General features: G+C 64.1%; 7 protein-coding genes. All 7 read left to right on the forward strand.

The annotated features are described in order from the left end of the window. Positions 1-79: 79 nt before the first annotated feature. Positions 80-3,289, forward strand: coding sequence for a helicase-related protein (locus AB0N07_RS33070; protein WP_365841423.1), 3,210 nt, complete (start codon positions 80-82; stop codon positions 3,287-3,289). Continuing rightward, positions 3,286-6,045 (forward strand): DUF1156 domain-containing protein, encoded by a 2,760-nt coding sequence (locus AB0N07_RS33075; RefSeq protein ID WP_365841413.1) that lies wholly within the window; start codon positions 3,286-3,288, stop codon positions 6,043-6,045. Before AB0N07_RS33070 ends, AB0N07_RS33075 begins: the two co-directional genes overlap by 4 nt. A gap of 54 nt (positions 6,046-6,099) precedes the next feature. Next, on the forward strand, positions 6,100-9,048 hold the full coding sequence (locus tag AB0N07_RS33080) for a DUF499 domain-containing protein (RefSeq protein ID WP_365841416.1): 2,949 nt from the start codon (positions 6,100-6,102) through the stop codon (positions 9,046-9,048). 163 nt (positions 9,049-9,211) lie between these two features. Next, the gene (locus AB0N07_RS33085; protein ID WP_365841418.1) at positions 9,212-9,874 is read left to right on the forward strand and encodes a hypothetical protein; all 663 of its coding nucleotides are present in this window, start codon (positions 9,212-9,214) and stop codon (positions 9,872-9,874) included. Between the two features lie 111 nt (positions 9,875-9,985). Further along, complete coding sequence (locus tag AB0N07_RS33090; RefSeq protein ID WP_365841420.1) at positions 9,986-10,417, forward strand: head decoration protein; 432 nt, start codon at positions 9,986-9,988, stop codon at positions 10,415-10,417. After that, a complete protein-coding gene (locus tag AB0N07_RS33095; protein WP_289929103.1) occupies positions 10,414-11,463 on the forward strand; it encodes a major capsid protein in 1,050 nt (349 codons plus the stop codon). Before AB0N07_RS33090 ends, AB0N07_RS33095 begins: the two co-directional genes overlap by 4 nt. After that, a partial coding sequence (locus tag AB0N07_RS33100) for a hypothetical protein (RefSeq protein ID WP_365841427.1) occupies positions 11,460-11,710 on the forward strand: 251 nt, incomplete at its 3' end. The genes AB0N07_RS33095 and AB0N07_RS33100, both read left to right, overlap by 4 nt.

Genomic DNA, 11,710 nt, shown 5'->3' on the forward strand with positions numbered 1-11,710 from the left:
GGTAAGGTAGGGGGCTGCTAGCCATGGCGGCTGTACTGGATGGATATGACGCGGAACAGAGAGTAGCGAGTTCGGGGTGATGGTGTTCGAGCAGGGGCAGCGCGTAAGCCTGCCGAAGACCGTCGAGGGCTGGGTGACCATCGACGGCGCCCAGGAGACATCCGGAGGTGGATGGCGCCTCTACGTAGAGACCGACGATCAAGAACTCCACCGCGTCGACCTCACCGCGGACGAAGCCTCCCAGGTCCAGCTCCTCACCCAAGACGGCAGCGCCCCCTCATCCCGAGTCCTGGCCGGCATGTGGACACAGTGGATGTCCGCGGCCGCAACCAACGCGAAGAGCACACTCCTCGCCTCGTCGCCGCTGAATCCATATGCGCACCAAGCCAACGCCGTGTACGGCGCCATGCTCCCCCAGCCGTGGCTACGGTTCATGCTCGCTGATGAGCCGGGTACCGGTAAGACGATCATGGCTGGGCTGTACCTACGCGAGATGCAGCGGTACGGACTGGTTCGGAAGGCGCTGATTGTTGCGCCTGCCAACCTGGTATCGAAGTGGCAGGCCGACTTCGACCGATTCTTCGACGGCGGTCTACGCCGGATCACTGCCGAAACAGTGCGCGAGCACGCCCTCGATGTCACCCACGACATGTGGATCGTGTCCCTGGAGCTGGCGGCAGTCAACGGAGCCGTCCAGGAGGCCATCCGCCCAGACCGTGCGGGCTGGGACATCGTCGTCTTCGACGAGGCTCATCGGCTGACCCCCACGGCCCAGACCTACCACCGTGTCGGTCGGCTTCTGTCCCGAGCACCCCGCACCCTGCTCATGACTGCCACGCCCCACCGCGGGTCCGAGTGGCTATTCCGGCACCTCCTGCACATCGTGGACCCCGACATCTACCCCGACCCGGGCGCCGACCAGACGCAGGACCTGCCGAAGCTCACTCCTGGCCCGATCCATTTCCTGCGCCGCATGAAGGAAGACCTCGTCGACTACGACGGGCAAAGCCATCTGTTCAAGCGCCGTCGAGCCACGAACCACAGAGTTCCGTTGAGCCGGCAGGAGCACTCCATCTACAACCAGGCACTTGATCTGGTTGACCGCTACATGCTCCAGAATGCCCAGCCTCTGGCCCGCATGGTCTACGGCAAGCGCACAGCCTCTTCCCTCTTCGCCCTGCGCGAGACCTTGAAGCGACGGCATGAGCACATGGGTCGCCTGGCCGCTGCGGAAGCCTCCGTGCAGGCAGACCCGTACGGGGAAGATGAGGCCGGACGTGAGGAAGCCCAAGTCGTCAACGCGGACTCCACGGCGGTCCGCGCCGAGCGCAAGGCAATTTCGGATCTCGTCGAGCAGGTAGACCAGATCCTCCAGGACCGGATGGCCACCCCTTCGAAGTGGCGCATCCTCGTCGACAAGTGCCTGGCGCCAGAGGGAATCCGCCCGGGAAATGGCGAACAGGCAGTGATCTTTACAGAGTTCGCTGACACGGCTGAGTGGATCGCCGAACGGCTAGCCGACGAGGGCTACACCGCTCGCATGTACTCCGGCCGTCAGCCGAACTCTGAGCGCGACGCCGTACGGGCAGCCTTCATGCGCGGCGAGTTCCAGATCATCGTCTCCACCGACGCAGGCAACGAGGGCATCGACCTGCAGGTAGCGCACGTCCTGATCAACTACGACATCCCCTGGTCTCTCGTGCGGCTCGAACAGCGTATGGGCCGCATCCACCGGGTGGGCCAGACCCGAGACGTCGAGCTGTTCAACCTGATCGCCGTCGATACCCGGGAAGGCGCCACCCTCCACCGACTCCTTGACCTGTTCGTGACGGCCGCCAACGAACTCGACGGCCAGATGTTCGACAGCCTCTCCCTCGTAGCCGAGCTGTCCGGCATCCGCTACGAGGAATGGCTCCAGGCTATGTACGGCGACGACGTGGAACGCCGGTACGCAGCGGAGGAGGCGGCTCGGCGTATCAATATCGCGGACCTGCGGCGGCGTGCACGGCAAGCCCGAGCGCAAGAGGCAGAGCTCGCCAGCAAGGTCGAGGCAATGGCCGCGCTCACGCTCCTGCAGAACGACCTCCTCGAGCGCATCAACCCTGCGATCGTCGAGGCCTTCCTCAAGCGGCTCGACTCGGCTGAACTCCTTCGCGTCCAGAACACAGCTGCCGGCGATGGCATCCTCCTGGTCTCGTCAAACGCCACCCTTCCGGCTGGGCTCGGCGGGGAGAAGCGGGCCCTGGTCGCCACGAGCAGCCAGGCCCTTAAGGACAACGCTGGGACCGCCGACATCTCTCGCGTCTTGGCGCTCGGCCCGGGCAGCATCGCCTTCGGTGACCTCATCGAGCATGTCTCTGAAGCTCTCGCCCCTGATCTGTACCGCGGGGGTGCGGCGGAAGACCCCACGAGTATCACGGGCTACGAGTTGTACGCCTACGAAGCCACACTCACTGAGGTCGGTGGAAGGCGTCGCACAGCGTGGGCTGGGCTCATCCGCGTCGACGAAACAGGCGACGCATATCCTGTCCGCTGGGAAACGCTCGCCAATCTGGTCCCCACAGCAAAGTCCGGCGGGGTTCCGCACCCGGCCCGCGAACAGCTTGCCGAGGAACGGGCCAATGAGCTCGCCACAAGCACCCGCACTAAGTACCAAGAGGTCCGTAACGAATGGTTCGCCGCCGCTCGTCGTGACCTGGAGAACCTTCCTGTCGATCTCACCCACCAGGTCCCAAACCGGGATGAACGTCTGGCTCTGCGGAACCGTCTGCGTGACCAGACCCAAGGTCGGCTAACGGAGCTCGAACGCCTCAGCAAGGTTGAGATCACTGATCCCGCTTGCGTGGCACGAATGCGGGTCTACGCGGGAGCGGTCGACAGTTCCACTGAGGAGAAGGACTCCGAGCGCATCGCGATGCGCCATGTCCAACGCCTCCTCCAAGAAGACGGCTGGGTCGTAGCAGACATCCACACGGAGAACCGGGGCTACGATCTCCAGGCAAGGAGGGGCCGGGAACAGCGGCTCGTCGAGGTCAAGGGGGTCTGGGACTCCGCTGCATCGCGGGGTATCCGGCTGACCGGAAACGAGGTGCTCATGGCGATGCAGCACCGACGAGACTTCTGGCTGTACGTCGTGGATCAGTGCAACGACGGCCGGGGGACCCTCTTCGGGAGCTTCCGGGACCCCATTGACGTGTTCGCCGGTGACATTCGCGGAGATGCAGTCTTCCGTATTCCCGGCTCCTCGCTGCGAACTGCCCGTGACCGCACACAGGAGAGTCCCGCATGACCCGCATGATCGAACGCTGGTTTCCCTGCGCGGAGGTAAGCGACGCGTGCTCCGAGAGCTGGGGCAGCGGAAACACGGAGTCGAGTCTGTGGGTGTGGTTCGCGAAGCGCCCAGTCGCTCAGGCCAAGGCCGCTGTACTGACGAGTTTGCTCCCCTGGCCGGAGAGTGAAGCAGAGCAGCGCCATCTGCAAGGCCTCGTCCGCGACGCGCTGAAAGGCAACGCCGAAAAGGCCAAGGAGATCCACGAGATCCTGGAGAAGGAGTACGGCAGGAGCCCTCGTGTCCTGGACCCGTTCTCCGGACGTGCCATGATCCCTCTGGAGGCTGGACGCCTGCAGGCCAAGGCATTCGGCATCGACTACTCGCCCTTCGCCGCCCTCGGTGGCTCGCTCCTAGCCGATCTGCCGTTCCGTGACTGGAGCAAGGAGCCTGCGCTCCCCTTCAAGCCCGTACCCCGTGTCAGGCGCAAGGGCGAGCCTCTCCGCGACCCTCTCCCTTTCGAGGAGGACGCAGACCGAATCGTCGCCGACGTGGAGAAGTTCCTTCACGAGGTAGGGCGCCGATTCCGCGCATACATGGATGAGTTCTATCCAACTCGTGGCGGGCGATACCCCTGGGGATACCTGTGGGCATCAACCCTTCCTTGCCAGGAGTGCGGGCGGCGATTCCCTCTGGTCGGCGAGCTCGAACTGCGGAGACCGCGCCCCAAGAAGGACGACCCGGGCCAGAGCTTTCGTATCCACGCGGATCCGAAGACCGGCGTCTGTGAAGCCATCGTTCACGATGGACCCCCGACAGGCACTCCCACGCGTGTTCAAGCGGGGAAGAGCAAGTACTCGGCTGATGGACGTGTCGCCGTTTGTCCCTTCTGCGAGCACGTGCACTCCAAGGCGGTACACACCAGGCTGAGTGCAGAAGGTCACCGCGAAGACATGCTTCTCGTCGCTGCGGACATTGACGTGGAAGACGGCACCAAGGTCTTCCGACAGCCGAGCGACAAGGAAGTTGCTGCAGCCCAGCAGGCCGCAGAAGCTCTCAACCAGGAACCTCCGTTCGGCTTGATGCCGGCACGCCCTGACGAACTCATCGCCCCTGGAAACACTCGGACTATCCAGTCCGTGAATTACGGAGACCGTGCCTACGGTGACCTTTTCGAGGCACGCCAGACGCTTGGCCTTGTGCGGCTGGCCCGAGCCATCAACGAAGCGACCGAGGAATGCCTGACAGTCGGCGTCTCCACCGATTATGCGCGGGCCCTGGCTGGCTATGCCACGGCTGCGATGATGCGGAAGATCCGCCGATCCACCCGAGGGGCGCGTCTCCAGAAGGCTGGCGGAGCCCAGGTCGGCGACATCTTCGTCAATCAGTCGGCTGTGTCCTTCTCCTACGACTGGTTCGAGAGCGGACTCTCTTCAGGGCCGGGCTCGTGGGAGTCCCTTTCGAAGCAAACCGTCACCACTCTCCGCAACGTCCGGCAGCGGGCTACGGCGCTCCCCGCATCTATTCAGCGCGGAAGTGCAACTACGCTTCCATTCCGGCCTAATTGGATGGATGCAGTCGTCACAGACCCCCCATACGACGACATGATCGACTACAGCGACTCCAGCGATGTCTTCTTCGTTTGGGCCAAACGCGCCATGCAGACAGCCGATCCCATGCTGTCCATGACCACGCACCCAGGCGGGGTCCAGGACAAGACTGAAGAGATCATCGTCAAGAGGGGCGGTGGGCCCGCAGGCGACCACCGCACGCGAGAGCACTACGACAGCAGCATTGCCCGCGCCTTCGCCGAAGCGCGCAGGGTCGTGGCTGAAGACGGCGTTGTCACGATCGTCTTCGGGCACGGTGATCTTGAGGTCTGGCACCGTCTGCTCAGCGCGATCTCCGCAGCTGGTCTGATCCTGACTGGATCGTGGCCGGCCAAGACGGAGTCCGGAGGAGCTTCGGCTACGGCCGCGAACATCGTCACAACCTTGACCATGGCTTGTCGGCCGGCGCCTCCAGGCCGCAGCGAAGGCCGTCTTGCTGCGGTTGAGGCGCAAGTCAAGGCGGAGGTGAAAAACCGTGTGGAGCTCTGGGATCGCTCCGGACTTGCACATACCGACATGCTCATGGCCTCGGCAGGTCCTGCCATGGAGGTCACCGGGCTCTACTCCCAGATCCTTGATGTCACAGGCAACGTCGTAGGACTGGAACGGTTCTTGATCGTTGCGCGAAAGGCGGTACAGGAAGCCGCGGACATCAAGGTCGTCTCCCTTCCGCTCGACTCCTTCGATGTCCGCACACGCTTCGCATTGTGGTGGGTACGTCTCTACGGCAGGCAGTTGGCTCCGAAGTCCGAACTACGGTGGCAGGTTCTCGCTGGCGACCTGGACATGAGCGATGTAAAGAATCTTTTGCACCAAGGTGAGAAGGGGTGCCGGTTCCTCGCGGCCAAGGAGTTCAAGAGCACTATCACGTCGGACTCATCGGTCATCGACGTGGCCTTGGCCATGGCCAAGGCGTGGCCAGACGGGGTTGATGCAGTCGCAGAAGTCCTCGTCGACGCCGCACGGGACAACGATGACCAATACCTGTGGTCAGCTATCAGCTACCTGGCGAACCGGCTGCCGGAGGGAGATGCCGACGTTGCAGCCTGGAACGGTCTCCAACGTGCTCGCCGCGGTGTAGATGTAGCTGCACGGAACATCGCGAGCGCGCAGATCCGCACCGCACGTGAGACCGCCAAGAGCGATCTCAACCCCACCCTGTGGTAACCGTCGTGTGAAGCGGCAACCCGACCAATATCGATCAGAACGCAAGGAGTTGGAGTGACCAAGAGCGGTGTGACGCCGTGGTGGAAGGCGCTTCGGATCCGCCCTGAGATCCTGAACGCCTCGGGCTCCATCGCTGACGTACAGATGTCTCTGTACCACGCGGTTTACGGGACAGGGGATCAGCGTCCGCTGTACGCCGACGCGTCGTACTACGGCGAGATCACGCACCCCACAGGATCGTTGACCGATCTCTTGGCTCAGATCGCGATTCGGCTTGGTGGCGGAAGCGACTACGCCAAGGTCCCCTACGCTCTCCTCAGGCTCGACCAAGGCATGGGTGGCGGTAAGTCCCATGCGTGTATCGGCGCCTACCACCTCGGCTCGGCTCCAAGCAGTCTGGCCAAGACTGACATTGGCAAGGCCATCTTCAAGCAGGCTGAGACCATCCTCGGCCGGGCACTCCCCAAGGACCTGGACAACCCGCACGTTGTCGTACTTCCCTGCGACAACATGACTCCTGGTGTGACCGTCCAAGAACACGACGGCCCCGCGAAGAGTCTCTACGAGCGATTCCTGTGGCGCCTCTTCGAAGGCGACTATTCACGCTACGACGCATATCGCGAACATTTCAGCAATCTGTCCAAAATCTCCGAAGCCATCACGTCGCTCGGCAGGCCAGTCCTGATCATTGTCGACGAGATCATGAACTACTTCGGCAACGGGCTCGACGGAGTCGGTGACGAGACGCTGATCGCCCAGGACCAAGCGTTCATGCGGGCTCTTCTGGACGCCGTAACGAAGACACCACACACCGCGATGCTGGCCGTCATGATCGCTTCCGAAAAGGACTCGATCTCACTGAGCGCCGAAGGCACGCGCCGGCGCGTCGACCTCGAACGGCTCCTCGACCGCAACGGGAAGCCCCTTGGCGTGCACGAGAATGAGGACTTCGCAGCGATTCTGCGGCGTCGAATCTTCCTCAAGCCTCCAAAACAAGAAGTAGTTGACGCCACCATCCGCGACTTCAAGGAAGCCATGGAGAACGGACAGTGGAAGACCAAGGTCTTCGACGCGATCCGAGAACCGTGGACAAGCAAGTTCGCCGATGAAGTAACGCGCACCTACCCCTTCCACCCGCAGCTAATGCACATGGCGGAGCATGAGTGGGCGAATCGTGCAGGATTTCAGAAGGTGCGCTCGACCATAAAGGTGTTCGCTGCCACCGTCTACGAACTCCAGCAGCGTGGGAAGTCCGGCGGGTGGGCGCCGCACCTTATCGCTCCGGGCGACCTCCCGCTCTCAAGTAATCAGGTGCGTGAAGCCATCATCGGGTCCGGCCTTATCAGCGACCCGAAATCCCAGAACAACTACCGCTCCCTGGCACAGAATGACATCGTCGGCCTTCAGGACACGAGCGGTACAGCCCGGCTGATGGACATAGCGCGTGGCTCCGACGACCGCGCCCTGTGGCATCACTCCAACCCGCGCGCCGCTGAGCGTGCGGCCACCGCCATCTTCATGGCATCCATCGTCTCCGGGCGCAGCCAGGGCCGCCGCGGCGCCACTGACGCTGAAGTCAAGGCAGCAACGGCAGTTGGTGACCCTGCCTACATTTTCGCGGACGCTGACACGGTCATCAAGGAACTGACCGACCCCGAGACAGGCCTGGTCAGTATCGAAGTAACTCCCGGCCAAAAGGGCCAGGCAACCCGCTACTTCCTGTCGACTGAGCAAACCCTGCTCATGCTGCAGCGTGCGATGCGGGACACGATCACGGATGCCGAGCGCGACGCAGCGATCGCCGACTTCGCCGAAGACCTTGCCGACACGGGTCCGTTCGATCGCAAGCAGTTCGTGCGGGCATCCACAGACGGTCAGTCGCCCCGAGACGTACTCGCCGGCGCCGGAATTGATGACGCGCGAGTCTCACGTCTTGTGGTGCTCGACCCTGCCCAGTTCACGCTACGCAACGGTGCCGATCGCGCGACCCGCGACGCTGTACAGGCAGCGGTCGGCCTTGGCGATGACAAACTCCCGACGAGGTGGGCGTCATCCGTAGTCTTTGTCATCGCCAACACGCAACAGCGCCATGCAGCGCGTCGAGTCGCGACTCATTACCTGGCAGCGGAGAGAGTCCTCAGCTACCCGGAGACGCAGACCGACCCGGACATGAAGTCCAAGGCGACAGCCGAACGCAATGATGCAAAACGCAGCCTTGAAGCTCACGTCAAGCGGGCCTTCCAACACGTCTTGTTCCTGGCGCAACCCGACGACGAGGCCACCCGCTCAGTCGACGAAGTGACGTTTGACGCCAAGACTGAAACCGCGCTTCTTGGTACTACCGTTTGGAAAGCTCTCGTTGAGAAAGGGAAAGCCTTCGACCAAGGAACGTTCACGGCGAGGGCTCTAATTCACAACCTTCGCGAGAGTGACTATGGGCGTCCGCTCGATGAGCTTCGGGACTCATTCTGGAACACCCCAAGGCTTCCGCTCCTTCATGGCGGGCAGGACGACCTGCGGCAGGCGCTCTTCGATGCTGTCCGGCATGGTCTCCTCCGCATCGTCGACAGCGAAGACCAGGAAGTTGCTGTCACCGGAGTCGCGGAAATCAACCTCTCGAGTCAACGACTTAGGCTCGGAAAACCTCTGCCCCCCGCTGTCGATGACGCACCGCCCCACGAGCCAGACAGCGAGCAGCAGCCAGAACTCGCCCCTGGCCCCAGCGGCGAAGCGGAACCAGACCAGGATGATTCCAACGCAGATACACCTGCTCCGCCCCAGGAGAAGCAACTTGGTTTCTCCATCACGCAGAGCATGCTGAACAACACGGGTAACGCCGACGCTCTGAGTCAGCTGTTCAGGGAGCTGTACCAACTGGTCGACGGCAATGACGTCTCGTTCCTTCAGGGCCAAATCCAAGTGGTTGTCAACGCTCACGCCGTCGACAGGCTCACAGAGCGCGTCCAACAACTCGGGTCGTCGGTCATTGTGCGGGACTTGTAGCAGCGCGGGATCGGCAGATCTCGACCCCTGTGTCCTTGGTCAGCCAAAGACACAGGGGTCGGAATCCGTTCCTGCTGTGCGCACCCACGTGCAGCCTCGAGTCTGCTGTTCCCCTCAGTAGACTCGCACTTGGCGCGGGGCCGTCTGGGAGCAGCACTTCTTGATGACCCGCACCCTGCCTGACCCGAACATCGCGGTTGGCTTCCGCCGCGACGGCCGCCCGATCTTCCCCATCCTGGGTGCGTCCTCTGAGGACCCCTCGAATGACGAGGCGACCCTCAGCCTCAGCCAGAAGCAGCTCAACACCCTGATGGCGCGGGAAAAGGACCAGGGTGGCCGTGCCGCGATCCGCACTCTCGTCGACAAGCTCGGGTTCTCGAGCACGTCAGCACTCGAAGAGTTCATCACCCACGCTCGCCACGCTGAGCAGGAGCAGCTGACCGAGGCACAGCGCCGTGAGCAGGCCCTCGCCGAACGGGAGCAGGCTGCCATCGCCCGTGAAACCGCGGCGGCCGCGAAGGAGCGGGAAGCCTCCCGGCGCTCCGTACTCGTGAGCGCGGGAGCGACTGGCCGCGATCTCAACGATGCCGTGGCACTCCTTCGCGTCCCAGGCGATGCGGACGATTCTGCGCTCGAGGACGCCGTCCAGGAGCTGAAGGAGCGCCGGCCTGAGCTGTTCCTCGTCTCTACGGGTTCGGGCCCAGCCGCTCCCGGCGGTGCTCCGGCGTCCGTGCCGCCGCCCCGCCCCGGAGGTGTCGACCGTACCCCGGGTGCGGCAGGCCTGGAGATGGCCCGACGACGCGGCCTGATCTCCACCTCCGACTAACTCGCAGGGTCTGCACCACCCTGCTCGGGGACCACGCCCCGCTTCCTCCTCGTGGACGGCTCCACCATCCGGTGAGTGCGCGACCGCACCGCATCACCAGGAGATAGCGGCTTGAGTATCCAGCCGTACACCACCTCCGTGACCGTCACCGCCAATCGGGACTGGCTCGCGTCCCGGCACGGCACCGACTCCACGGAAACCATCACCCTCGACCTGACGAAGCTCACCAAGAACACCCACTACGTCGAGCCGACCGCCACCCAGCCGCACGGCTTCATCCGCTCAGGCGTCCCCGTCGGACGCATCACCGCCTCCGGGCTCTTCGCCGCTTACGATCCCGCGGCGAAGGACGGCCGCGAAGTGTTCGCCGGCCTCGTGTACGCCGAGGCGCCGTTCACTCCCGGCGTCACCAAGGTCCCGGCCGCACTGTTCTGGCACGGCACCGTGAACACAGCGAAGATCCCGGGCGGGCTTGACCCGGCCAAGATCGCTCCGAGCCCGGCTGGGGCGCTGATCCGCTTCCTCGGGGCGGTGAGCGCGTGAGCGTCGCCGATCTCCTGAAGAACGTGTCCGTCGCCGACCTCACGGTCTACGCACGCACCATCCCGAACCCGAGCGACTTCCTGCTCACCCAGACGGTGTTCGCCGAGACCAAGGTGCAGGACGTGAAGTGGCGCATCCGGCAGAGCAAGCGCCGCGTGAACGCCGCCTCGTACCGGGCGTACGACACGAGCGTGCCGTTCGCGAAGCGTCAGGCCGAGTCCACGCAGACCGAAGGCACCCTGCCGGCGCTCGGCCAGAAGCTCCTCGTCGGCGAGATGGAGCAGCTCCTCCTGGACGCCTCGCGTGGCGCGGACGAGGACCGCCTGGTGGAGCTGCTGTACGACGACGTGGAGCGGCACGTCGAAGCGATCCGCTCCCGGCTCGAACTCGCTGCTGGCGACGTTCTGTTGGACGGCAAGTTCACCCTCACCGGGGAGAACGGCCTGACGGTCGAGGCCGACTACGGCGTCCCGCAGGCCAACATGCCGACGGCACCGAAGCCGTGGTCTGACCCTGCGGCGGACCCAATCGCGGACGAGCTGCGGTGGATCGACTATCTCGACTCCATCGGCGCACCGGCACCGGAGATGGTGCTCACGTCCCGCAAGGCGTGGTCGCACCTGGCGTCGAACGGCGCTTACAGGGCGGCCTACTACGGCACCCCGGCAGGCGGGCAGACACCAACTGCGACGCTGAACCCGCAGCAGATCAACTCGGTGCGCGGCAACTACGGTCTGCCGCCGGTCACGTTCTACAAGGCTCAGGTGTGGCAGGACGACGTGTCCAAGCGGGTGCTGCCGGAGGACCGGTGGATCATGCTGCCGCCGGACCGGGCGAAGTGGGGCCAGACCCAGTACGGCACGACCACCGAGTCCCTGGCTCTGTCCCGCGGGACGAACCCGCAGATCGAGCGGGAGGACGCCCCGGGCATCGTCATCACCCGTGATGTCGAGGATGATCCGGTGCAGATTTGGACCAAGGGTGCCGCCGCGGCGATGCCGGTCCTGTACTCGCCGGACTGCCACATCACCGCGACCGTCCTGTGAGCGCCGCCGTGAAGTCGCTCGGCGTGCTCGCCGCGAGCGTCCATGTTCTCGATCCGGTCGAGCGCATCCCCGTGGTGCTGCTCGCCGGCGAGTCTGTGACGGATCCGGCGGTGGCCGAGCAGATCACCAACCCGCGCTGCTGGGAGGGCGGATGCGCGGGCACCCATGCCTTGTCCTGCTGGACGAGGACGTCACAGGCCTCGATGAACGTCTCGACCGGAAGCTCGGGCATGCCGAGGCGGTACGC

Source organism: Streptomyces sp. NPDC051172, from assembly GCF_040682555.1.
Taxonomy (GTDB): domain Bacteria; phylum Actinomycetota; class Actinomycetes; order Streptomycetales; family Streptomycetaceae; genus Streptomyces.